The 24569-nt window shown below is 46.4% G+C and carries 23 protein-coding genes, 1 tRNA gene and 1 riboswitch; of the genes, 8 read left to right on the top strand and 16 right to left on the bottom strand.

What is annotated here, in order from left to right; all coding sequences use genetic code 11:
* Window positions 1-78 precede the first annotated feature (78 nt).
* On the bottom strand, window positions 79-1797 hold the full coding sequence (gene lonB, locus AC58UX_RS00405) for an ATP-dependent protease LonB (RefSeq protein ID WP_497248611.1): 1719 nt from the start codon (window positions 1795-1797) through the stop codon (window positions 79-81).
* A 194-nt stretch (window positions 1798-1991) separates the two neighbouring features.
* Between lonB and AC58UX_RS00400 the strand changes: the two genes are divergently transcribed.
* On the top strand, window positions 1992-2672 hold the full coding sequence (locus AC58UX_RS00400; protein WP_497248609.1) for an N-acetylmuramoyl-L-alanine amidase family protein: 681 nt from the start codon (window positions 1992-1994) through the stop codon (window positions 2670-2672).
* A 5-nt stretch (window positions 2673-2677) separates the two neighbouring features.
* Here AC58UX_RS00400 and AC58UX_RS00395 read toward each other — a convergent pair whose 3' ends face one another.
* The 6 genes from AC58UX_RS00395 to AC58UX_RS00370 form a co-directional block, all read right to left on the bottom strand.
* Window positions 2678-3466, bottom strand: coding sequence for a divergent polysaccharide deacetylase family protein (locus AC58UX_RS00395; RefSeq protein WP_497249998.1), 789 nt, complete (start codon window positions 3464-3466; stop codon window positions 2678-2680).
* A gap of 232 nt (window positions 3467-3698) precedes the next feature.
* Window positions 3699-4799, bottom strand: a complete 1101-nt coding sequence (gene ispG, locus AC58UX_RS00390; RefSeq protein ID WP_497248607.1) for a flavodoxin-dependent (E)-4-hydroxy-3-methylbut-2-enyl-diphosphate synthase — start codon at window positions 4797-4799, stop codon at window positions 3699-3701.
* A gap of 97 nt (window positions 4800-4896) precedes the next feature.
* Window positions 4897-6165, bottom strand: coding sequence for an ATP-dependent protease ATP-binding subunit ClpX (clpX, locus tag AC58UX_RS00385; RefSeq protein ID WP_497248605.1), 1269 nt, complete (start codon window positions 6163-6165; stop codon window positions 4897-4899).
* A 12-nt stretch (window positions 6166-6177) separates the two neighbouring features.
* Complete coding sequence (gene clpP / locus AC58UX_RS00380) at window positions 6178-6768, bottom strand: ATP-dependent Clp endopeptidase proteolytic subunit ClpP (RefSeq protein WP_068665411.1); 591 nt, start codon at window positions 6766-6768, stop codon at window positions 6178-6180.
* A 196-nt stretch (window positions 6769-6964) separates the two neighbouring features.
* Window positions 6965-8266, bottom strand: coding sequence for a trigger factor (gene tig / locus AC58UX_RS00375; protein WP_497248602.1), 1302 nt, complete (start codon window positions 8264-8266; stop codon window positions 6965-6967).
* Window positions 8267-8376: 110 nt separating this feature from the next.
* Window positions 8377-9288: a hypothetical protein gene (locus AC58UX_RS00370; protein ID WP_497248600.1), complete on the bottom strand. Its 912-nt coding sequence runs from the start codon at window positions 9286-9288 to the stop codon at window positions 8377-8379.
* 162 nt (window positions 9289-9450) lie between these two features.
* Between AC58UX_RS00370 and AC58UX_RS00365 the strand changes: the two genes are divergently transcribed.
* Window positions 9451-9524: transfer RNA gene (locus AC58UX_RS00365), tRNA-Arg, on the top strand.
* Between the two features lie 279 nt (window positions 9525-9803).
* Here AC58UX_RS00365 and AC58UX_RS00360 read toward each other — a convergent pair.
* Window positions 9804-11528, bottom strand: coding sequence for a response regulator (locus AC58UX_RS00360; protein WP_497248598.1), 1725 nt, complete (start codon window positions 11526-11528; stop codon window positions 9804-9806).
* A 268-nt stretch (window positions 11529-11796) separates the two neighbouring features.
* Window positions 11797-11994, top strand: a riboswitch (cobalamin riboswitch).
* Window positions 11995-12144: 150 nt separating this feature from the next.
* Between AC58UX_RS00360 and metE the strand changes: the two genes are divergently transcribed.
* The gene (gene metE / locus AC58UX_RS00355; protein WP_497248596.1) at window positions 12145-14445 is read left to right on the top strand and encodes a 5-methyltetrahydropteroyltriglutamate--homocysteine S-methyltransferase; all 2301 of its coding nucleotides are present in this window, start codon (window positions 12145-12147) and stop codon (window positions 14443-14445) included.
* Window positions 14446-14488: 43 nt separating this feature from the next.
* On the opposite strand, the gene AC58UX_RS00350 is transcribed toward metE, so the two are convergent.
* Complete coding sequence (locus AC58UX_RS00350; RefSeq protein ID WP_497248594.1) at window positions 14489-14620, bottom strand: hypothetical protein; 132 nt, start codon at window positions 14618-14620, stop codon at window positions 14489-14491.
* A gap of 152 nt (window positions 14621-14772) precedes the next feature.
* Window positions 14773-14886, bottom strand: a complete 114-nt coding sequence (locus AC58UX_RS00345; RefSeq protein ID WP_082595252.1) for a DUF4023 family protein — start codon at window positions 14884-14886, stop codon at window positions 14773-14775.
* 191 nt (window positions 14887-15077) lie between these two features.
* Here AC58UX_RS00345 and asnB point away from each other — a divergent pair, with 191 nt between their 5' ends.
* Complete coding sequence (gene asnB / locus AC58UX_RS00340; protein WP_497248592.1) at window positions 15078-16922, top strand: asparagine synthase (glutamine-hydrolyzing); 1845 nt, start codon at window positions 15078-15080, stop codon at window positions 16920-16922.
* A 66-nt stretch (window positions 16923-16988) separates the two neighbouring features.
* On the opposite strand, the gene AC58UX_RS00335 is transcribed toward asnB, so the two are convergent.
* The 3 genes from AC58UX_RS00335 to AC58UX_RS00325 all read right to left on the bottom strand — a co-directional run bounded on the left by AC58UX_RS00335 (window position 16989) and on the right by AC58UX_RS00325 (window position 19611).
* The gene (locus AC58UX_RS00335; RefSeq protein WP_497248590.1) at window positions 16989-17636 is read right to left on the bottom strand and encodes an XTP/dITP diphosphatase; all 648 of its coding nucleotides are present in this window, start codon (window positions 17634-17636) and stop codon (window positions 16989-16991) included.
* On the bottom strand, window positions 17620-18378 hold the full coding sequence (gene rph, locus AC58UX_RS00330) for a ribonuclease PH (RefSeq protein ID WP_497248588.1): 759 nt from the start codon (window positions 18376-18378) through the stop codon (window positions 17620-17622). The genes AC58UX_RS00335 and rph overlap by 17 nt, the downstream gene beginning before the upstream one ends.
* A gap of 183 nt (window positions 18379-18561) precedes the next feature.
* Window positions 18562-19611, bottom strand: coding sequence for a GerMN domain-containing protein (locus AC58UX_RS00325; RefSeq protein WP_497248586.1), 1050 nt, complete (start codon window positions 19609-19611; stop codon window positions 18562-18564).
* Between the two features lie 224 nt (window positions 19612-19835).
* Between AC58UX_RS00325 and AC58UX_RS00320 the strand changes: the two genes are divergently transcribed.
* Window positions 19836-20798: a phosphatidylglycerophosphatase A family protein gene (locus AC58UX_RS00320; protein ID WP_497248584.1), complete on the top strand. Its 963-nt coding sequence runs from the start codon at window positions 19836-19838 to the stop codon at window positions 20796-20798.
* A 49-nt stretch (window positions 20799-20847) separates the two neighbouring features.
* Here the strand turns inward: AC58UX_RS00320 and AC58UX_RS00315 are convergent, their stop codons facing one another.
* From AC58UX_RS00315 to AC58UX_RS00305, 3 genes are read right to left on the bottom strand one after another with little or no spacing between them, the layout of a single operon-like run.
* Window positions 20848-21825, bottom strand: coding sequence for an MBL fold metallo-hydrolase (locus AC58UX_RS00315; RefSeq protein ID WP_497248582.1), 978 nt, complete (start codon window positions 21823-21825; stop codon window positions 20848-20850).
* A gap of 10 nt (window positions 21826-21835) precedes the next feature.
* Window positions 21836-22567, bottom strand: coding sequence for a class I SAM-dependent methyltransferase (locus AC58UX_RS00310; protein ID WP_497248580.1), 732 nt, complete (start codon window positions 22565-22567; stop codon window positions 21836-21838).
* A 47-nt stretch (window positions 22568-22614) separates the two neighbouring features.
* A complete protein-coding gene (locus AC58UX_RS00305) occupies window positions 22615-23289 on the bottom strand; it encodes a DUF6483 family protein (RefSeq protein WP_497248578.1) in 675 nt (224 codons plus the stop codon).
* A gap of 195 nt (window positions 23290-23484) precedes the next feature.
* Between AC58UX_RS00305 and AC58UX_RS00300 the strand changes: the two genes are divergently transcribed.
* From AC58UX_RS00300 to AC58UX_RS00290, 3 genes are all read left to right on the top strand, one after another.
* Window positions 23485-23706 (top strand): helix-turn-helix domain-containing protein, encoded by a 222-nt coding sequence (locus AC58UX_RS00300; RefSeq protein ID WP_028556998.1) that lies wholly within the window; start codon window positions 23485-23487, stop codon window positions 23704-23706.
* A 181-nt stretch (window positions 23707-23887) separates the two neighbouring features.
* Complete coding sequence (locus AC58UX_RS00295) at window positions 23888-24142, top strand: hypothetical protein (RefSeq protein ID WP_497248576.1); 255 nt, start codon at window positions 23888-23890, stop codon at window positions 24140-24142.
* Window positions 24143-24144: 2 nt separating this feature from the next.
* Window positions 24145-24534 (top strand): pepsin/retropepsin-like aspartic protease family protein, encoded by a 390-nt coding sequence (locus tag AC58UX_RS00290; protein WP_497248574.1) that lies wholly within the window; start codon window positions 24145-24147, stop codon window positions 24532-24534.
* Window positions 24535-24569 lie beyond the last annotated feature (35 nt).

Genomic DNA, 24569 nt, shown 5'->3' with positions numbered 1-24569 from the left:
TTTACATTTTAACAAAACTCTAAACAAAACACCAATTGAGAGCTTACGCGTCATGTAAGGTAACGCAAAGCCTCCCCTTTAAGAGTCAATTGTATGCTGAGAATTGGCATGTAGAATCGGTAAAGTTGTAGTCGGGATGGTTCTTTCCATAGAGAAAGGCAATGGGATCACATTGTCAAGAAGCTCGATGCCAAGTGCAGCTGCCAGCACTTCCTCAATCGTTTCTGCCGCAACAACTTCAACACCTGGTAAATCAACAAATAGCGCTTGCCAGTTTTCCTTTGGAATAATGACACGGGTAGCTCCAGCTTGGAAAGCCGCTTCCACCTTCGCCACAACCCCGCCTACAGGCTTCACTTTCCCATGGATACTCATTTCACCTGTCATGGCCAGCTTGTTATCTACAGGTATCTTATGTATGGCTGAGGCGATCGCCGTAGCCATGGAAATACCTGCGGAAGGTCCGTCAATCGGCACACCGCCAGGAAAATTGATATGCAAATCGTAATCTGACGTGTTGAAACCAAGCTTACGAAGAACCGTCAACACATTTTCCACCGAGCCGCGGGCCATGCTTTTACGACGAATAGTTCGGGAGCCGCCACCCATTTCTTCCTCATCCACGACGCCTGTGATATTAAAAGTCCCTGTACCTGCGACAGCAACAGGAATTGCAGAGACTTCAATTTCTAATAGGGTGCCCAAATTAGGACCGTAGACAGCTAAGCCATTCACGAAGCCAATTTGTGGTAGAGCAGGCACTTTCCGCTCTGGTCTTGGCGGGATTTGCGAGGAATTCACAACCCACTCGATGTCTGCCGCGGTAATTACATCCCGTTTGTCGGTTAAAGCAATTCCGGCTGCTAATTGAATCACATTCACAGCTTCGCGTCCGTTAGTTGCATATCTCGTAACAACCTGTACCGCATCTTCGCATTTTTTGAAGCCAATTTTATCAAGAGCTTTCCGTGCGATTTCTCCTACCTCTTCAGGCAGAAGCGGTCGGAAGAAAATTTCTAAACAACGCGAACGAATAGCTGGAGGAATTTCGCTTGGTGTACGTGTCGTTGCGCCAACCAAACGGAAATCTGCAGGCAGTCCATTCTGAAAAATATCGTGGATATACCCTGGAATATTCGCATCCTCGGAGCTGTAATACGCACTCTCCAAGAACACCTTACGGTCTTCAAGCACCTTTAATAATTTGTTCATTTGCGTGGCATGCAATTCACCGATTTCGTCGATGAACAAGATTCCGCCATGCGCCTTAGTTACAGCGCCCGGTTTAGGCTGTGGTATGCCTGCAACGCCCATTGCCCCTGCACCTTGATAAATCGGATCGTGAACAGAACCAATCAACGGATCAGCGATCCCGCGCTCATCGAAACGAGCTGTCGTTGCATCGATCTCCGTAAATTTGGAGTCAGGTCGAAAGGGAGACTCTTGGTTTTTCTTCGCTTCTTCTAAGACGACGCGTGCTGCAGCTGTTTTCCCAACCCCGGGAGGACCATAAATAAGCACGTGTTGCGGATTCGGTCCACAAAGTGCTGCTTTCAATGCTTTCAAGCCTTCGATTTGCCCGACGATATCCTGCATAGAAGAAGGTCTTGTTTTTTCAGACAACGGTTTAGTTAATGAAATGGATCTTAGTTTGCGAAGCTTCTCCAACTCTTTCCTAGACTCTCTATCCACTGCAGACTTGTTCGTCTGTTGATTTCGCAATAAATTCCAGAAATACAACCCGATTACAACTGCGAAAAACACTTGAATGACCATTAGAATGATACTTAAACTCATGTGTTGAACCTCCTTAAACACGTCATCTTCGATTATGTGCGCAAATTTCGATATAGCTGCCTTTGTTAATTTCCATTATTCCCGTGTAAAAGAAGGTTAATCCAATCCATGCAAACTTTTGCATCGCGTATGATCGTTTCCTCTCGGTAGAAGGATAAGAGGGAGATATTGACGCAAAAAGGATGTGGCCGGATTTGAAGCAATACATATGGATCGTTGTCCTCGCACTGTTTCTATGTACACCAAACGCACAAACTATGGCTGCGGTCGCTGCTGATCCCCTCCTTCCTAATGCAGATATTATTCTGGATGTTGGACACGGCGGCATCGATAGCGGAACCATGGTTGGCAAATACGAAGAAAAAGATATGAATCTAGCTATCGCCAAAAAAACGTATAAATCACTCGTCAAAAGGGGTTATCGCGTTATCATTAACCGAACCGAGGATTATGCGTTAAGCGATGATAACACGTGGTCTTATGGGGGGAGACACCGAAAGGATCTTGCGCAGCGTTCCGGTTTAGCCAATACCATTAAGCCGAGTATGATGCTCAGCCTTCATATTAATTGGTCCAAAAACTCAGGAACCCGCGGCCCCCTTGTTATTTATCAAAATCAATCGGATAGTATTCTGTTAGCAAGTCTTCTGCAAGATGCTCTGAATCAAGTGTATGGAACGGAAGAACTCCCTGTGCTTGGCAAAAAGTATCATGTGCTCAGGTATACAAAATGCCCTTCCGTCATCGTTGAACTCGGATTTTTATCAAATAAGTCGGATCGAAAGTTGCTGAATGACAGCCATCATCAAGCGAAGCTTGCCAAAGCGATAACTCATGCGGTTGAGCAATATTTCTCTATGACGCATCCGAAATAAATTATCTATTTAACCATTTGGGAAATGGGGACAAAAGCGGCTTCCTTTTGAATACTAGGTATAGCCTCATGAATCACATGTGCGGTCTTCTTTCCAGGGGGACCCACATGCCCTATAGCGATCACTTCATCGTTGTCATGAATTAATTTCTTAAGCTTGCCCATTTGCTTATTAATGTGACTATACGTATACAAATCATCGAAAAACAGTTGATTCTCCGCATGCGGCACACCGCGTGAATCTGCAATTTTGCCAATTAAGCTCTTTGGCGTTGTTCGACTGTCCAGCAAGATGAGATTGCGTTCCTTGCAAATATCAATCAGAATCTTCATCACTCTTTCATCTGCTGTGGCTTTAGAGCCCATGTGATTATTAATACCGATGGCAAAAGGAACATCATCAATAGCCGCTGAAATCCGTTTATGAATTTCTTCGTTGGATAAGTCCGTTGTGATCGCGCCTGGACCTAACCAGCTCTTCTTGCCTCTCACAGGCTCCATAGGCAGGTGCAGAATGACCTCAAGTCCTCTATCATGTGCTAACTGCGCATCCTGCTTTGTGGAGGGCAGAAAGGGCATAACAGCCACTGTGAATGGAATAGGCAGCTTCAGCATTTCAGCTGTACCTTCCATGTTATTGCCAAAATCATCGATGACGATCGCGACTTTCTTCGTCACAGCCCCCGTTGGCTGCTGTGGGTTTAAGCCTGGCTCTGCTCCTGTATATGCTGGACTAGCCAACAACAGGCATCCAGTCACAAGGGTCAGAGCTACTTGTCTTCCTTTTGCAAACATTGGAAACAATTTCAACCTCTTCTCCTCCTTAACGTTTTCTTCAAAAAACTGGCTTCGTAAGCATTCGCTATCGCTTAGAAAGTCTTGCTGCATTTGAGCATGCTTTCCAGTTTTACTCATTATGCTTCTCTTCCACATCAAATATGCGGAAATGCTCATAAATGTGGACAAACAAAAAAACCGTTAAAGACCTCATTAGCTGAGATCTTTAACGGTTATTATTTATGAACTATTAGTGCTGTTTGCGCCCAGGAATGACCCCAGTCTGTTCATAAGCAGCCACAATAATATCAATTTCCTTTTTCAACTCACTGAGTAGTTCAGCTTCAGGTACTTTACGAATCATTTCTCCGTAACGGAACAACATCCCTTCACCGCGAGCTCCTGCGATACCAATATCCGCTTCTCTCGCTTCGCCAGGTCCATTCACGGCACAACCTAGAACGGAAACCTTAATCGGCACTTTGATTTTCGCAATGTAATCCTCAACCTCATTAGCGATCGAGAACAAATCGATATCCAAGCGACCGCAAGTCGGACAGGAAACGAGCGTCGCGGCGTTCGTAATCAAACCAAACGTCTTCAGCAGCTCTCTTGCGACTTTGATCTCTTCTACAGGGTCAGCACTCAACGAAATACGGAGCGTATTCCCGATCCCCATATTAAGTAAAGTCCCAATCCCCGCAGCGCTTTTCACAGCCCCTGTGAAGAGCGTTCCAGCCTCCGTAATACCAAGGTGAAGCGGATAGTTGAACGCCTTCGCAGCTTGTGAATACGCAGCAATCGCCATAGGCACATCAGAAGCCTTCAAAGATACGATGATGTCATGGAAATCGAGCTCTTCCAAAATATTAATATGGAACAGGGCGCTTTCTACCATGGCTTCCGGTGTTGGGTATCCATACTTTTCAAGAAGGTGATTCTCAAGGGAGCCAGCGTTAACACCGATACGAATCGGAATACCGCGCTCTTTACATGCTTTAACAACCGCCTCAACCTTCTCACGGCGACCGATATTGCCTGGATTAATGCGGACTTTGTCAATCCCATTCTCAATCGCAGCAAGCGCCAAACGATGATCGAAGTGGATATCAGAGACAAGCGGAATATGAATTTGCTTCTTGATTTCCTTGATGGCTTCAGCCGCTTCTTTATTATTTACGGTCACACGAACGAGCTGGCAGCCTGCTTCTTCTAAACGAAGAATTTCGGCTACAGTCGCTTTAACGTCAGCAGTTTTCGTTGTACACATGCTTTGCATGATGACTTCGTTACTGCCACCGATCGTTAAATCACCTACCCGAACGGCTCTGGTATCTCTTCTATGGAACATTTTGGTTTCTCTCCCCATGACACCAAACATCCTCCGCTCCAATTCCCATAAATGGAAATCGGATTGGAGGCTGTGTGATCTTTTATGAAATTATCGGTTAAGCACTTTCTTCCTTCTTCTTGCCTGAAGACTGAGTGCCTTCTTTCGTTGTCAAAACAGGCGTAATCTTGTTTTGTACCGTTTCTTTGGAAACGACACAAGAAGATACATCCGTTCTTGAAGGAACTTCAAACATCACATCAAGCATAATGCTTTCAATGATGGCTCTCAAACCACGAGCGCCGGTATTGCGTTTGATCGCTTCTTTGGCAATCGCATCGAGTGCTTCTGCATCAAATTCAAGCGAAACGTTATCCATCTCAAGCATCTTCTGGTATTGCTTCACAAGCGCGTTCTTAGGCTCGGAAAGAATACGCACAAGCGCTGCTTCATCAAGCGGCTCTAGTGTGGAAATAACCGGTAAACGGCCTACGAACTCCGGAATCAATCCGAATCTCAATAGATCCTCAGGAAGTACCATGGATAGGTATTCACCTGGTTTCAAGTCAACCTTAGCACCATCTGTGCTAAAGCCAATCACTTTTTTACCGATTCTACGTTTGATAATTTGCTCTAATCCGTCAAAAGCTCCACCACAAATAAACAAAATATTCGTCGTGTCGATTTGAATGAATTCTTGATGCGGATGCTTACGACCGCCTTGCGGAGGTACGGAAGCTACTGTGCCTTCAAGAATTTTGAGAAGAGCTTGTTGAACACCTTCACCGGAAACATCACGTGTAATGGATGGATTCTCGGATTTACGTGCAACTTTATCAATCTCATCAATATAGATGATGCCGCGCTCTGCTTTTTCAACATCATAATCAGCCGCTTGGATTAGTTTGAGCAAGATGTTTTCAACATCTTCCCCTACATAACCAGCTTCTGTTAAGGAAGTTGCGTCCGCAATTGCGAACGGCACATTCAAAATTTTGGCAAGCGTTTGTGCAAGAAGTGTTTTACCACTACCTGTTGGCCCTAGAAGGACGATATTACTCTTTTGAAGCTCAACATCCTCAAGCTTGTTCTGGGAGTTGATCCGCTTGTAGTGGTTATATACCGCAACAGCCAATGATTTCTTCGCTTGTTCTTGACCAATAACATACTGATCCAAAATATTGCGAATTTCCTTTGGTTTCGGAACATCCTTCAGATCTAGCTCTTCTTCATGCCCTAATTCTTCTTCCACAATCTCCGTGCAAAGCTCTATACATTCATCACAAATGTAAACTCCCGGTCCGGCAACAAGTTTACGAACTTGGTCCTGGGATTTTCCACAAAAGGAACATTTGAGTTGGCCTTTTTCATCGTTAAATTTAAACATGGGATCACTCCTTTATTTCAAGTCGTTTCGAGTGATAACCTCGTCGATTAACCCGTATGCCTTCGCTTCTTCAGCGCTCATAAAGTTATCTCGGTCGGTGTCTCTTTCGATCTTTTCAAGCGGCTGTCCCGTTCGGTCCACGTAAATCTGGTTGAGTTTATGCTTGGTCTTGATAATCCAATCCGCATGGATTTTGATATCCGTTGCTTGACCTCTAACACCGCCGAGCGGTTGGTGAATCATTACTTCTGCATTCGGCAGCGCGTATCGCTTACCTTTGGCTCCTGCTGTCAAAAGCAAAGAACCCATACTTGCGGCCATACCTACACAAATCGTAGATACATCCGGTTTAATAAACTGCATGGTATCGAAGATACCCATTCCAGCCGTAACAGACCCACCAGGTGAGTTGATATATAAGTGAATATCTTTTTCAGGGTCCTGGGCGGATAAAAAGAGCAGCTGGGCAATGACCAAATTAGCCACATCGTCATCAATAGCGGTCCCGATGAAGATTATGCGGTCCTTAAGTAAACGCGAGTAGATATCGTAGGAACGTTCCCCACGAGCCTCTTGTTCTACAACCATAGGAATAAGACTCATTGTACCAACTCCTTTTGCGGCAAGCGCCATGTTCTCTCACTTGAGATTCAATTACAGTTTAACACGATTGGGCAACAATGTCATTTTTCTGAAAATCAGCTATGTAAGCGGTAATACGTATGTACTAAGGAGTTGGGACGTAAATTAGGGTAAAAGAAAGGCACGTTGCTTGCGTACGTGCCTTTACTTACCTTATTTACACGGCTGCGGAAACATGCTTGCTATTTTCAAGCAAGAAATCAACCGTTTTTCTGATAACTAGATCGTTGCTAAGACCTTCAAGAGATCCGTTGGAAGCAAACAGCGTACGAAGCTCAGCTGTTGTTTTTTGGTAAGATGGTGCATACTTCTCAAGTTCCGCGTCAACTTCTTCGTCGGAAACTGTGAATTTTTCTGCAGCTGCGATCGCTTCAAGAACAAGGTTGTTACGAACACGCTTCTCAGCATCTTCTTTCATTTGTTCTTTCAATGCGCTCTCGTCTTGACCTGAGAATTGGTAGTAGATTTCAAGCGTCATGCCTTGGGAGCGAAGACGTCTTTCGAATTCTTTTACCATGATATCCAGCTCAGCTTCAACCATCGCGCCTGGAATTTCAACTTCTGCGTTAGCAGCAGCTTTCTCAACAACTGCTGTTTCAAGAGCAGCTTCGGAATCTTTTTGTTTGCGTTCTTGCATACGTTTTTGAAGCTCTTCTTTGTACTCAGCAAGCGTATCGAACTCACTTACGTCTTTTGCGAACTCATCGTCAAGCTCAGGCAAGTTTTTGCGTTTGATATCGTGAAGTTTCACTTTAAACACAGCTGCTTTACCTTTAAGATCTTCGGAGTGGTAGTTTTCAGGGAAGCTAACGTTAACTTCTTTCTCTTCGCCTTTACCAAGACCTACTAGTTGATCTTCAAAACCTGGGATGAAGGAGTTGGATCCAAGCTCAAGAGAATACTTCTCTGCTTTACCGCCTTCGAATGCTACTTCATCAACGAATCCTTCGAAATCGATGATAACTACATCGCCGCTAGCAGCTTGTCCTTCTTCAAGAACAACCAACTCAGCATGACGTTGTTGCAAACGTGTAAGCTCTTCATTCAATTCTTGCTCAGAAACAGTAGCGTTAACCGCTTCTACTTCGATACCTTTGTAATCGCCAAGCGTTACTTCAGGCTTAACTGTTACTTTCGCTTTGAACTTCAAGACTTGACCTTTACCAAATTGCTCAACATCTACTTCAGGACGATCAACAGGCTCAATTTTAACCTCTTCAATCGCTTCTACGTAAACTACTGGCAGAATGATATCTAGTGCATCTTGATACAAGCTTTCAACACCGAATTTAGCTTCAAAGATAGAACGTGGCACTTTCCCTTTACGGAATCCTGGAACATTCACTTTCGCGGATACCTTTTTGAATGCTTTATCCAAAGCATCTGCTACGCGCTCTGCCCCAACTTCAACTTCAAGAACGCCTACGTTCTTCTCTATTTTTTCCCAACTTGCTTTCATTTTATGCCTTCCCCTCCAAAAATGTACCATGACATATATTTTTCACGTTATGCTCATTATAACCATTCTATTATACCATATAACTTTTTCATTTCAACCCAGCTTTGTTCTTAGCTCGGATCAGGGCTAAATTGCTTCACAAATGCGCTGAGCACGTTGTGCGCCCGCTTCCATTGCAGCGTCATCTCATCCACAATGCCATAGGTTTCTAGCAACTCATCTCGATCAACCGTGCCGAAAAGCTTGTCTTGCAAAATCGCATGCAGCGCGGAAGCCCACACGTCTACCGCACTTTCTTCTGTTCTTAACAGCTCTGTGTAAATGGATGTGCCATACGCGTAGGCCAGAAACTCCTGCCAAGTCTGAGTCGCAAAGTAGACAAAGTCAGGCTGGCTTATTTCACTAATGTCCCCGACTCTGCGAATCATATCACGAATCCGCAATGGAAAATCCTCCGCCGTAAGCGGCGTCTCCTCGATTTCGACGAGAACGGTTTTACCATTCTTAGGGAACTCAATGTAACCGTGCTCACCCATTTGTTTAAGCGTCTGAAGCGCTTTAAATTGCAGATGCGGATGTCTTGGCCTCTCGCAAAGCCAATTCCTCACGAATTGAATGACCTCAGGCTGCTCGATATAAGCAAGCTGTTCTAGGGCACTAACTTGCCCCTCCAGTGATCCTTCTTGGAGCATCGTTTGGAGCTTCTTCACAAAAGCGCCATCATCTGAAGCTGCCTTCTCATGTATGTACTGCCTCAATAAAGCGGATTCTTCCGCAGAATCCTCTTCCTCAGTCTCGGAGGATGGGAACATCGTTTCCGGAAACATGGTGAGCAGCCAGTGGCGCAATGCTTCCCATTGATCGGTTTTATTCATATCAACACTCGGAAACTGAAGTAGGTAAGTGAGAATCTCGAGGGCTTCTCTGTACTGCTCGGAGCGCAGCAGCTTCGTTAACTCGTCTTCATAGAACTGTACGGTTTTAGGAAAAAGAATGACATTGTTTGGCGTAGGGTCTGACATCGAATCACCTCTGTTCGTGGTCTCGCTTGTGCCAGTTTACTCTATCACTCCAATGATTGCAAAAATATTTATTAAATGATGGTTGACTCGCATTATACGTTGTGATATATTAACTCTTGCTTCGCCAAACGGATCACGTCCAGGCGGTAAGAAGTGAGGTATGTCTCAGTAGCTCAGCTGGATAGAGCACACGCCTTCTAAGCGTGCGGTCGGGGGTTCGAATCCCTCCTGGGACGTTGGTTGTAAAGGAAAGACCGCGAGAAATCGCGGTCTTTTTTGTTGTTTAGAAAACCTTGCTCGCGGCGCGACCATCCGGAACGTGGTTCCCCTATTTCCCTCAAAACTACACAAATTAAAAAGTTACGGAACACAGTTCCTCTATTCGGTCGTCATCGAGGCCAGATAAGCCTTTTTGCCCGAAATAGCGGCCTCACGTTCCGTAACTTCTTGAAATCACCCTTATCTGCCTAAATAGCGGAACCTCGTTCCGTATCTCCGGCAACAGAAACCCAACACTAAAATAGCAACTCACTAACCTTCATTTCCACATCGATAATTGAGAACGGTTTAAACATATAGGCGTTTGCCCCAAGCTGAAATCCTTTCTTTACATCTTCATCTTTCTGTCTGCCAGAAAGCAGCATGATCTTGGTTTTGGCTGGACGTGTCCCTTCATGCTGCATACGTTCAAGAACGTCGAAGCCGCTCATTCCCGGCATAATGCAGTCCAAGATGCACATATCTGGCTGCTGTTCAATCAAGATCTGATACGCCGACTCCCCATCTGCAGCTTCAATAAGCCTGTACGGCTCTTTTCTAAACCGATCTGCGATCATCGTACGAATCGTCCGATCATCGTCAACAACCAATATCGTCTTCGACTGCTGGACAGGCTCGTCAGTCACGATTTGCTGCTTTTCTGCTGCTCCGAAGGATGTCACGGCTATGCGGTTCCTTCCTGTTCGCTTGGCTTTATACAAGGCATAATCTACGATTTGATGCCACTGCTGAATCGACTTGCTGGCCATCCAAGGCGCAATGCCGGCAGAAAAGGTGATGAAGTATTCCGCATTTTCACTGTTGGCAACTGGTTCGTTTCGGACCCGCTCGAGGATGCTTTTAATTACTTTTTCCGCTTCCATATCCGTAGTTCTCGGCATGATGACACCAAACTCTTCGCCGCCCATACGCGCAAGAATATCCGTAGCACGCAAGCTATTCTGCAGCAAGCAGCCAAAGCTCTGAAGAACAAGGTCACCAACTGGGTGGCCATAATTATCGTTAACTTTTTTGAAGAAATCGATATCGAGCATAACCATGGTTAAAGGTTCACCATATTTCTGTGCACGATTCACTTCGACTTGGAGCTGCAGGTCAAAATACCGCCGATTATGAATGCCTGTCAACGGATCGCTAAACGCCATGAGTGCAAACTCTTTATGCCGTAGAATTAGCCGCTGAATACGTGCGCTTAATTCTTCATAGCGAAAAGGTTTGGTGACATAATCATCTGCCCCTAGTCGAAAGCATTGGGTCACATCTTTCATTTCGTTGCGCCCTGACAGCACCAGCATGGGAAGCCATTTGATCATGGGATCTTCTTTTAAAACCTCAAAAATCTCATAACCGCTGTAAGGGTACATCATCAGATCAATCGTAATTAATTGATAATCATTTCCTCTAAGCAGCTTAATCGCTGAATCCACATCCGATGCTTCGTCGACTAGATAGCCTTCCAACCTGAGTTTACGAGACAAATAAGCCCTTAAAACGCCATCATCCTCCACAATCAGCAGCCTGCTGCCGCGAAGATGCACGGGAAGGGCTTCCCTAAACTGATCTTGTGTTTGTTCCATTCGTAACTCTTGGCAGTTAATTTCATACTCCATCTCAAGCTCATTCATCAGAGGTCGCGTGGCCAATACACAATCTTGAAACCTATTTTGAATGTTGCCTTTATCTAAAACACTTACTTCATAGCTCCATTCCCAGCAGTCGGCAACCTGAGCAGCAAGCCCCCCAAGGCGTACCATTCCGAGAATAGGAGCTGTGCCTTTCATCGTATGACTAACCCGATACCATTCTCTAGCTTGATCTAGCTGATCATCGGGTTTCACATCATGTAAATTTAGATTTAACGCGTCTAATTGCATCCGCAATTCGTCCAGATACTGCTTTCTGGATTCAAATTCCAAACTTATATTGGCACGACTATAGTCATCCATCATCAACTCTTCCAAGCCTGATTCCACCTTTTTCCTCAAGCTTAACGTGATTGCCTATCACTTGAGTCATTTGCATTCTTCCTGATGTTTGTGATCGTCCATGAACGTTAGCGTTTCCGAACTTCGCCTACTATATTAGCATGATTTACCATCAAATTCGATAACCTTTGAAAGGTTAAAACCGAGCTTCTTTCAAGGGATAATGTATATTACTTCGGCAAAAACGTACGAAAAGTGAAGAAAAACCTTTGCATGATCCTAGGGGATCATGTATAGTAATCACAATTGCATATTGGGAATAGGTGCTCTGGTCAGCCACATCGGCTAGAGCTTAAAAGGGAAGTTCGGTGCAATGCCGACGCGGTCCCGCCACTGTAACAGAGGAGTCAACGCTTAAAGCGCCACTGATCGAAAGATTGGGAAGGCAAGCGTTTGATGAAGATTCTGAAGCCAGGAGACCTGCCTAATTCTGACAGCACTGCTTTACCTACGGGAGATAGGGAGGTGTTAGAGATCGCAAACACTGTATACACATACACAGGGTATCTTTAACCTTTTTTATTAAGGTTGGAGATGCCCTTTTTTGATTTTCCGAGATTCGTATGCAAGTAAAATTTGAGGAGGCTTCCCCATGTGTGCACTGATAAATAGCAATTTAGGATATCCAAGAATTGGCGAGAACCGCGAGTGGAAAAAAGCGCTGGAGGCTTTCTGGGCCGGCAAACTAGATGAGCAAGAGTTTACAAAACAAATTGAGGAGATCCGACTTCATAATCTGCGTCTTCAGCAAGAGAAAGGCATCGACCTTATTCCTGTAGGAGATTTCAGTCTGTATGATCATGTCTTGGATACTTCCACGATGTTCGGATTAGTGCCGAAGCGTTTTGACTATGAAGGCGGCGAAGTGCCGCTTGCCACCTATTATGCGATGGCCCGAGGCAGCCAAGGTGCAACCGCTTGTGAGATGACCAAATGGTTTAACACCAACTACCATTACATTGTTCCGGAATTACAAGACATTCAGCCTCAGCTGACGGTAAATAAACCGCTTGAAGCGTACCGAAAAGCTAAGAATAAGCTGGGCATTCAAGGCAAGCCTGTTATCCTCGGCCTATTTACCTTCCTCAAGCTGGCTAAGGGATATAAACCAGAAGAAATCGATCGTCTAATCACGTTATTTCTACCGCTTTATTCACGTATTTTGACTGAGCTGGTGGAGGAAGGTGTTGAGTGGGTGCAGGTGGATGAGCCTATCCTGGTTCAGTCGCTGAGTTCAGAAGATATCGATCGTGTAAAACATATCTATACCACGCTTGCCGCAGCCGCTCCAGCGCTTAAAGTCATCATCCAAACGTATTTTGACGCAGTAGACCACTATCCAGATCTTATCGCCCTTCCCGTTCATGGCATCGGGTTAGACTTCATCCACGGGTTTGAGCTCAACTGGAGCCATCTCCAAACGTATGGATTCCCTGCGGATAAAGTGCTTGGGGTTGGTATTTTGGATGGACGCAATATTTGGGGGACAGATTTAAGTGAGCAGCTTTCATTCCTAGCCAAGTTAGAAGCCATCGTTCCTTACGAGCGTATGCTGCTGCAGCCTTCATCCAGCTTACTGCATGTACCTGTATCGAGGCGCAAAGAAAGTAAGCTTGAGCCTGTGCTGCGGGATGCTCTAGCATTTGCAGAAGAAAAGCTGAGTGAGCTTGCGATCTTGACCAAAGCCATTCGGGACGGCCAAGATTCCATTCAATTGGAACTGGATATTAACCAGACAGCGATCGCTAAGCTTAACGCCTCATCCTATCGAAACAAAGAAGCCGTCCATCAAGCGATCGCGAAGATCGGTCAGCAGCCTTCAAGCAGAAATAGTAGCTTCACGACACGCCGAGGCCTTCAAGCAGCTAAGTGGCAGCTGCCTTTCTTGCCGACGACAACGATTGGATCCTTTCCACAGACGGCAGAGGTTCGTAACGCTCGTAAAAATTGGCGCAGCGGCGAATGGACGCCTGAGCAATATGCCTCGTTCATTCAAGATCAAATTACAGAATGGATTACACTACAAGATGAGCTTGGACTTGATGTGCTCGTGCATGGGGAATTTGAGCGCACGGATATGGTTGAGTTTTTCGGTGAGAAGCTGGATGGGTTTGCCTTTACGTCGAACGGATGGGTACAGTCCTATGGTTCACGTTGCGTGAAACCACCTGTTATTTTTGGCGATGTGGAATTCGTGCAAGAGATGACGGTCAAAGAAACGAAGTTTGCCCAATCCCTCACCACAAAGCCGGTAAAAGGCATGTTGACTGGGCCAATTACGATTCTAAATTGGTCGTTCGTACGCAGCGATATTTCACGTGAACAGGTTGCCTACCAAATCGCACTAGCTCTACGCCAAGAAGTAGAAGCATTAGAGCAAGCGGGCATCGAAATGATTCAAGTGGATGAGCCAGCTCTACGAGAAGGTCTACCGTTGAAAAAAAGAGACTGGCAAGCCTATCTCGACTGGGCTGTTCTGGCATTCCGCTTATCCACAGCGACTGTCGGCGATGGGACGCAAATTCACACGCACATGTGCTATTGTGAGTTCCACGACATCATTGACGCCATTCGCGCGTTAGACGCTGACGTCATTTCGATCGAAACCTCACGCAGTCACGGTGAGCTAATTCACAGCTTTGAAGAGCATACGTATGATCAAGGAATTGGGCTTGGGGTGTATGACATTCACAGTCCGCGAGTACCTTCTGTTACGGAAATGGTTGAAATGATTGAGCGCGCGCTGAAGGTGCTAGAGCCGGAGTTGTTCTGGATTAACCCAGACTGCGGTTTGAAAACGCGAGGAAAAGAAGAGACCATTGCTGCGCTGAGAGTGATGGTTGAGGCTGCTGAACTGTTTAGAGAAAGTCGCAGGGAATTGACAGTTTCTTAGGGGGGATCCCCTTGCTGTATTCGCGAGCAAGGGGTTGTACATTTTACACAGATGGCCTGTTCGGCTGATGGTGACCTGGCTCCGTTGAATCCAGATTCGATTGAATACGTGATGATTGCTTCGAGTGGTCGATGGTGCTTTGTGTTTTCTGATCCATACCTTTTTTCTTACCCATGAAAAGCAACTCCTTCTACTCTTAGAATGAACGCTACATTAGTATGGTGGGTTAATGCGCTGAATATGCTGGATGTTATTCTCAGCCAAAATATATTTAAACAAAAAGCCTGCAGGATCAATCCTGCAGGCTCTTGCTCATGCCATGAGACGTTAGTGCATCTTGTGAGGCAAGTTTTTGCCTGTATGACCGTCACCTTGTGTCCTTTTATTCTTCTCGGCTTTCCTCTGCTTCTCGTGCAGTTTGCTAATGAAATGACTATCCATGAGCACTCGCCTCCTGAAGAAAGAATGGCATTACCCCTTTAGAATGTCACGGCGGCTCGAAATTTAAACACCCAATCTATACAAAAACCACGTCCCGCTTGCTCTCCCCGGTTTCTGGACAGACATTTAATACCTTCCTTGTGCATACCCTTTATCATTATGCTCTCTTTAGAAGAAAGGAAGGAACGTCTATGTGCGGAATAACGGGTTGGATAGATTGGCGGAAAGACTTGACCGGGTACCCGTCCATTCTAGAAAATATGACGGAAACGCTCCAACTGCGCGGACCTGATGCTTCAGGTACGTGGATTTCACAGCATTGTGCCCTCGGACATCGACGTCTAAGTGTGATGGACCCGGAGAACGGCGCTCAGCCGATGGTCCGTAAACAAGGCGACTATACGTATACTATCGTATATAATGGCGAACTTTATAATGCCCCTGAGTTAAAAAAGGAGCTCGAGCTCCGCGGTCATCATTTTCGGACGACATGCGATACGGAAGTGCTGCTGGTCGCTTTTATCGAGTGGGGAAAAGCATGTATTGACCGCCTGAACGGCATCTTTGCTTTTGCTGCCTGGAATGACCAAGAGCAGTCGCTAACACTCGTGAGGGATCGACTCGGCGTTAAGCCGCTTTTTTATTCCCATCAGGATAGTGTGTTATTGTTCGGCTCTGAACCAAAATCCATATTGGCTCACCCTGATTTCAAAGCAGAGGTCGGCGCTGAAGGGTTCGCTGAAATATTCGCAGTAGGACCGGCACGCACGCCTGGACATGGGATTTATCGGAATATGTCAGAGCTGAAGCCAGGTCAATTTGCTATTTTTGATCGTAATGGATTATCCATTCGTACGTACTGGAAGCTCGAAAGCCACCAGCATCCCGATGATATCGACGCAACAGCAGCGCAAGTTCAGCAATTGCTAAGCGATACGGCAGAGCGTCAGCTTGTTTCGGATGTTCCCATCTGCACACTGCTTTCAGGCGGATTGGACTCTAGCGCACTCACCGCGCTCGCGGCAGCTCATTATAAGGAAAGCGGCAAAGGTCCGCTTCATACCTTCTCCGTTGACTACAAGGATAACGATAAGCATTTTAAAGCGAATCTGTTCCAACCGAACTCAGATGCCCCATGGATCAAACGGATGACCGACCACCTCGGCACCGAGCATCATTATATTGAATTTGATACCCCAGAGCTTGTGGAATCTCTGAAAACAGTTGTGATTGCACGCGATACCCCAGGGATGGCCGATGTCGATGGGTCTCTTTATTTATTTTGCCGAGAAATTAAAAAAGGAGCTACGGTCGCGATCTCAGGTGAAGCCGCTGACGAAATCTTCGGTGGATATCCTTGGTTCCACAATGCCGAAGCCTTGGAAGCAAACACGTTCCCATGGTCACTCAAGCTGGCTAATCGCGTTGACTTGCTGGCATCGGACTTCGTCGATTGGATTAAACCCGTCGAGTACGTGAGCAATCGATACCAGCAGGCTTTAAGCGAGGTCCCTCGTTTAGCCGGGGAAACGGAGCAGCAGAATCGCATGCGGGAAATGTCCTATTTGAACATCACCCGTTTCATGCCAACGCTGCTTGATCGTAAAGACCGTATGAGCATGGCTGTCGGCCTCGAGGTACGCGTCCCGTTCTGTGACCATCGTCTCGTTGAATACGTGTGGAACATTCCTTGGGAAATTAAAACGTCAGGCGATCGGGAAAAAGGGATTTTGCGCAAAGCCTTACGAGGCGTATTGCCTGAAGATGTGCTGACACGGAAGAAGAGCCCCTATCCGAAAACCCACAACCCGAATTATTTAACCGCCGTGCGGAAATGGGTGCTGGAAATTTTAGATGATCCGTCGTCTCCTCTTTTACCTTTCATTGATGTTAAAAAAATTCGCGCTCTCGCCAGCTCGGAGTCGAATGATTTCAACCTCCCGTGGTTTGGGCAGTTAATGACGGGACCTCAGCTATTCGCGTATTTGGCCCAGGTCGATTACTGGCTAAGAACATATAAGATTTCCATTAGATAGTAGGGTTAAAATAAAGCGAAAGACCTGCCGCCACACTCTCACGTGGTTGCAGGTCTTTTTGTTGTCTTAGCTGCTTTGGTCAGGCAGTTGATCTAAAAACATGCGCAGCGCCTTGGCGCGGTGGCTCATTTCATTCTTCTCTTCCATCGTCAGCTCAGCCATCGTACGGCCCAATGATGGAATATAGAACAATGGATCGTAACCGAACCCGCTTTCGCCGCGCTGTTCATGAATGATATAGCCTTGGCAAACATCCTCGGCTTCGATGATTTCATTTCCCACGGGATCAATTAACGTGAGCGCACAAACGAAGGAAGCCTCACTCAGTAAAGGTGGATGGCCTTCCCCAGCCGTCAACTCACTGCGCTCCTTCAGCTCAAGTAATGCTTGGAGAAGCCTCGCATTATTGTCAGCATCCGTTGCATCTTCGCCAGCATAACGCGCTGAGTACACACCTGGTTCCCCGTTTAATGCTGTCACACATAAGCCAGAATCATCTGCCAGAACTGGCACATGCAGATGAGCGGAAATAATTTGAGCCTTAATCCTCGCATTTTCAGCAAAGGTCTTGCCGCTCTCTACGATTTCCGGTAAATCCGTATAATCCGCTAAGCTGCGAACTTTATAGCCTTTGGTCTCAAAAAGCTTCGCAAACTCTTTCACTTTGCCCTCGTTACGCGTTGCAATGACGACAAAATTACTTTGTAGCCGCATGCTGAACACCTCGAATACGATCTGCGATCGGGCCTAATACGCCTGATTGAACTTCAATCATGGTATTAATCCCCGCTTCCGCGAGTGCCAATAGCTCATCTAGTTCTTTACGTGAAAAAGGTGCATCCTCACCTGTTCCTTGCACTTCGACGAATTGACCTTGACCCGTCATCACAACGTTCATATCAACCTTCGCTTTGGAATCTTCTTCATAATTCAAATCCAGCTTTGGCGTATCTCCAATGACACCTACGCTGACAGCCGCAAGGAAGTCGTTGATTGGGAACTTAGCCAAGTTCTTATCGTTAGCAAGCTTGTTAATCGCAAAAGCCATAGCAACGAAAGCACCCGTAATGGACGCTGTTCTCGTACCGCCATCCGCTTGAATGACATCGCAGTCCAGCGTGATAGATCTTTCGCCTAGCGCTTCCAAGTTTACTACGGAACGAAGTGCCCGTCCAATGAGACGTTGAATCTCCATCGTCCGTCCGCCAAGCTTCCCTTTTGCCGCTTCACGTTGATTTCTAACTTGCGTAGCACGCGGCAGCATCGAATACTCCGCTGTTACCCAGCCTTTCCCTTGCCCTTTCATAAACGGAGGGACACGCTCTTCAACGGTAGCTGTACATATCACTTTCGTATCCCCGACTTCAATGAGGACCGAGCCTTCTGCGTGTTTTATATAATGAGGGGTTATTTGCATAGGTCGCAGTTCTTGATCAGTTCTTCCACCAATTCTCATAAATGTCTTTCTCCTCCTGTAGCTACATCTCATGCGCTAATCCTTACGCCTCATTGTATCAAACTAGTTAAGGAAAAGCACCCTGCCGGAGGGGAATATGGAAATAAACGAAAAAACTACTAGGATACTCCCCCGTATGGAATAACTGGGGTATCCTAGTAGCTCGTAGGTTCATCTTTGCTTTTAGAGTTTGGTAGCAGGATTAATATGCAATGGTCGAAGCACAGGCTTGCTGTAGTTTTGATTGTCGGTGGACGTAATTTTTACAGCGCCATCCACTTTAATTTGAACTTGTTTGAACGTCGTATTCTCCGTCAATGACAAGATGACCGATTGCAGCGCATCCGCAGAAGCTTTTTGATCAGCGCCTAGCAGCTTATTGGAGAAGTCAACTGTGATCAGGCCATCGCCTGGCTTGATGCTTTTTACTTCTGTCGTCGTATTTAAGACAGCAGTAAGCCCCTTCTTCTGATCTGGCCCTTTAATTAGCTGGTTCACAACAGCTGTAGCCACATCATCTGTTCGTTTGATCAGGCGAGTCACAGGCACGTAATATTTGTAGTTTTGATCATTTTGATTTAAGAAATAAAGAGTAACCGGAGTGGCTTGACCAAACTCAGTGTCCTCCGCTTTCTCTAGGTTGATCCCCATGGTGCGTGCTAATGGTACATCGAGTGGCGTTTTGCCTTTCGGCATTTCTTTCAAATCCTTGCCATCTACGCGCAATTGAACTTTATCAATCGATGAGAAATTCGTTAAGTTCCATGTAATGGCCTCAAGCAGCTTGCGCTCATCCTTCACATCGTAGTTGAGGAATTCTTTGGACAAATCAACCGTGGCGCTTTTGTCCGATTTCACATTTACGCTAATGACTTTCGTTCCCTTCGGTAAGAGCGATTGGAACCCAGATGGCAATTGACTTGTTCCAGGACCTCCGTCCACCATGTACTCCAAAGTTGTCTTCGCGACAGAAACCGTCTTAGGCAGAGCCAGACTTAACGGGGTGACAAAGCCCTTGGCGTCTTTCACATACACAGTCATTTGTGATGTAGTATCTTCGGTCATGTCGACTGTAACCGCAGCTGAAGTCGTTTTCGCGTCTGCCTCTGCCCCCGTTTTCGGAGGTGCATCGATGTCAGTCTTCTTTCCGGAGCCCAGAATCGAACATCCCGTGGTCAGTAGAACAATCACCCCCGCTAAAGCGGCTGAACGAATCCAATGTTGATGTTTCATTTGCTTATTTCCTCCTTCGAGTTTTGCTATTTGCATGGCATGTACGATGCTTTTTCGTATTATTATGTATACGAGGCTTTGTCCGATTTATAACTACTTTTTGTCCACCTTTTTCAGAAAATAGAGAGATCTTCGGCGAAAAGACAAGAATGGCCCATTTTCGTCCAGACAACTTCATATGCTATACTTAATATCAGTCTAAACACCCAAAGGAGGTGCTTGTGATGAGAACATTTTTGAAGGAAAAAACGCTCATATTCAATGAATTTCGTGAAGAGGTTTTTAGTCATTATCCCCAAGCTGTTATTGAGGAAGCCGTCGCGAGATTACTGGTTGAAATAAAAGGAATTAAAAAGATTCCCACGGACTTGATCACAACTACCCTGTTAGGGGTATTAAGTAAAACTGAAACCTTCAACGTCATGTCAACCCTGATGGAGCTTCAGAAAAAGGTTAAACATGATGCTGAGCTGCTAGCTAGCATGAAAGATCCGGCCTACAACGTACATCGCACCATCGCGATGTCGATCTGTGGTTTGTATGGAAGCGGTGCGATCTCTCTTTTTGGCTTCATCGACTGCAAATTCCGTTTCTTTTTTCCTACAAAAAGACCTAAATCCTTCATCTCCAAGGGGATTTGTGCGATTGTCGCATCAACAGCCAGCGTCATTATCTCCGACAGCGTGAAAATCGATTACACCAAACGGAATCTGCAAATGCTTGAGGCGCGAGGTGTACTGCTCGATGATATGGTCGATATTCTCGATCAGCTGCAGCGTCCGTACAACCCCGATATGCCGCGCAGCCTTTGCGAGGAACATATTTTGGCTGTATTGCGCAAGCAGCAAACGTTTCATGCGCTTCAGCTGGCGATCAAAATTGATACAGCCGTCGAAGCCAATGAATTCAATCCACAATACAATCACATTGTCGGAAAAGATGAGGGGTTGTTCGGCGTGGACGAAAGCATTGCCACTGCTGTGCCGCTCATGTACGGAACTATTGCGCTAACGAATTTCGGCTATCTCGACAAGGCCAAAATCGGTATTATCGAGCGACTCGACAGCGATCATGCGGATGGCAAATGCAATACCTTTATCGATGATATGGTCTGCGGGATTGTTGCCGCAGCTTGTGGTCGCTTGGCACATAATCATACGCCGACGTATAGTAAGCCGTTAAAGTAGATAGAACGAAGAAAACCCTCCAACAAATCAAATGTTGGAGGGTTTTTCGTTATAGGGATGTCGCGACGTAATACACGCGCTCTGCCTGCGGATCCACCTGCCGGATGCGGCCTTCGGCCTCCAGCAGGATCAAATGTGCGATCGTCTCCGACAGCGCGAATCGCATCTGGTGAATGCTCAGCCGGTCGCCGAACGTCGCCCGGCACACCTCATAAGCGCTCATCGGCGCGCTTAGCTGACCTTCCATGAGCGCGAGCCGCTCATGATGGTGGCGCACGAGCTCCTCTGCGCGTGCTGTGAACAAAGGCCACGGCTCCCGGTGACCCGGGTAAGCCATCGCAACCGGCAGCCTGCCGATCTCCTGCAGGCTGCTCAGGTACGCGCCTAGCGGGTTTTCTTCCACCTGCGGGAGGAAGGAAACGTTCGGCGATATTTGCGGCAGGACGTGGTCGCCGCAAAAAATCACCTGCGCCTCAGCGTCGTAGAAGACGAGATGACCCGCGGCATGGCCGGGGGTCTCAATGGCTTCATAGACGCGATCGCCGAGGCGCACAGGACCTTCCCGCAGCAGCGTGACTTGCGGCTGCGGGGAAACCAACTCGACGAAGCTCACCATGTGCTTCGTCATCTCTTCCAGCCCGGCTTCGGGGAAGCCGTGACGGGCGAATAAATCGAGGAGCAGCGGAGACATCGGCTGCTCTGGGCCCCACAGGAGCTGCACCTGCGCGTATCCGGTCTCCGATAGGAGTACCGGCGCGCCCGAGCGCTCCTGGAACCAACCGGCCATCCCATAATGGTCGGGATGGTGGTGGGTGAGCACGATTTGTTCCACGTGCTCGAACGCAATCCCCTGCTCCTGCAGCACCTGCAGCCAGAGCGCTTCAGCTTCCGGGGTGTGCAGTCCCGGATCTATCACCGTGTATCCGTTGCTGCCGCGAATCAAGTAGGCATTCACCCAACGCAAAGGGAATGGCAACGGTACCTTCACTTGTGTAATTTCATCTGTATGTATGGTCACGACGTTCATATCCGAGTTGTCATCCTTCCTTATGTCCAACAAAAATCATTCGACTCGAAGCCTCCGGCGAATAAGCCTGGCCTTCATAATCACCATAGACATGATCGATATGTAATCCAGCTTTTTGCAGCATCGCTTCGAACATCGGACGCTCGTACAGCTTCACCTGCTCCAAATAATGACGATCCGATTCACCCGCTTGTGAGATCACAATTCGTTTACGCACACAGCCATCTTCGATCGCCCGCGTCTCGCGAATGGTGAGATCACCTTCTTTTCGTTCTGACTGAGGCACCAAATTCGCCTTCACATAGACTGGATTCAAAAAATCGATAATGAATCGACCGTTCTTTTTTAACAGCCGTTGTATTTCATGCAGCACTTTCTCATTCTGCTCATCCTCATCAAAGTAACCAAAAGACGTAAACAAGTTCACAATCGCATCAAACGACTCGGAAAGCGGAACATCCCGCATATCTCCGTTAATCCATGTCACATGACCCTCGCCATCCAGCTTGACCGCTTCATGCAGCAGTACCTTCGACAAGTCCACACCCGTCACTGCAAAACCGAACTCCGAAAGCGCCATGGAATGCCGCCCCATCCCGCAACAGAGGTCCAGTAGGTGAGCACCTTGCTCTAGCTTCAGCCAATTCACCATTTTTTTCACTTCATGATAAGCGCCCTGCATGTCTCTATGTTTATAAACCAACAAATAATCATTGCCAAAACTTTCTTGATACCAAGCCATCTTGTCAACACCTTCAACTTTATGATTAAAATACGACGAATAAAAAGTTATAAGAGCAGCCTCTTTTTCATAATCCGCAAACCTTCCAACGCTTCATCCTTGCTAAAATTACCGGCCGCCAATTGCTCGTCCTCTACCTGCAGCAGCTTTTCGTAAAAAAGAACGCCCTCCATCGGCAGCTCCGAACTCTCAGGATGGTCCTCCATATAATGAAACAGGACATCTTCCGCCTTCGCATAATTGCCCATCTTCACATAGTGTGAAAAAAGCATCCTCTGCATCTCTCCTGGAATTTCCCAGCCTTGAAGATGACCTAAACTGACATCCACACGGGCAGCAATTTCCGGAACAACCTCATCCCCAGACTCAACTTCCTCCGAGCGCGACAAATGCAAAAGCAGATCCAACGACTTCAGGTACGCCCAATAGGACTCCCCTTTTTCCTCGTGCTCAAGCAGCAAATTTCCTTGCCCCACAAACATATCGCTGATAACTAGTGCTTTTGCCGTATCAATGCTTCCTTGGTAGGATAGCAATTCCAGAATATCCTTGCTGGACAAAGATTGCAGCGAGCGAATATTCAACCCCAGTAAATGACGACTTACTTCATCCAGCTGTCTCTGCGCATCTTCAATCGGGATATGTTCCTTATTAAAAAGAATCCGATGCAGCACCACCGTCAATTGTTCAATCTGTCGCATCAAATAATCACGCCTGAACATCCGTAGCAGCCCCTCTCGGTTTCACTTACACCTCATTTCAGCTTACCACGCCTAGCGCCGAAACTCAAAAATACATTCCGCCTATTTTTCTCTAGATACCGCACCATTGACAACAGCCCTTCATAAACTAATTTTGACTGTATCCCTTAACCTTGTAATTCCCAATACCCGAGCAAGGAGGGGTGACACACATCCATGGGCAGCGACCACAAAAACAAATTTTTACTTACGAACCGCGAACGCGAAGTATTCGAACTCTTAGTGCAGGACAAAACGACAAAGGATATCGCACAGCAGCTTTTCATAAGTGAAAAGACTGTGAGGAATCATATATCGAACGTCATGCAAAAGCTGAACGTAAAGGGTCGTTCACAAGCGGTTGTAGAACTGATTAAGCTTGGGGAATTAAAGATCTGATTCCGTCAGCAAAGGGATCCATGCAAGCCACCCACCCTCTATTTGAGGGGAACGGGGGCTTTTATGTTTTCGTTCTCTATTTCACAAAAATATCATTTGATAGAAAGCGTGTTAATCAGTTGAAGATGGAGCTCATAGTCAAGTAGAATGAAATTAATAACTCTTGAAAGGAAGTGCAGTAATGAAATGGATTGAAGTTCGCAAGCTATTCCCTAATCGCTTCGTACTTATTGAAGCAACAAAAGCCGTCTCTGAGAAGCAGCGCCGCACAATTGAAGAGATGTATGTTGTTGATAAATATAATTCGTCAGCAGAAGCATGGAGTGGCTACAAAGATCATCATAAGGAGCACCCAGAACGTGAGTTTTACATTTTCCATACTAGCAAAGAGAACGTTGAAGTGATTGAAGAATTCTTCAATGGAATCAGAGTGTAACTATGCACATACGCAAGGAAAATGGTTTACCATTTGCTACTGTCACTCTTGCTTTTGAAGGGAAAGGCATTGAACTAGGACAAGTCTTATTTGACACAGGCTGCGCAACCACAGTCTTTGATACCGATGTACTTTCTATTATCGGTATCGAGTTGGATGTGATGAACGGTATGGCAAAACGAATGTATGGAATTGGCGGCAATAGCGAACTTTGCTACGAACAGACGATCTCCGGCTTGCAAATTAATTCTGTTGCCATGCCGTCATTTCGAATGCAACTTGGGATGATGCGCGAGCCGTACGGTTTCGATGGGATATTAGGAATTGATTTCATTACATATGCTGGTCTTCTTGTTGATTTCGGCCGGCTCCATGTGTCGTATCCTAAATGAAGCCGATATGGGTTCGTCTACCATACCTCAAATGA

Source organism: Paenibacillus sp. J22P90 (assembly GCF_059692195.1).
Note: the sequence above shows the minus strand (reverse complement) of the source record. Positions and strands in the feature narration are given on the sequence as shown.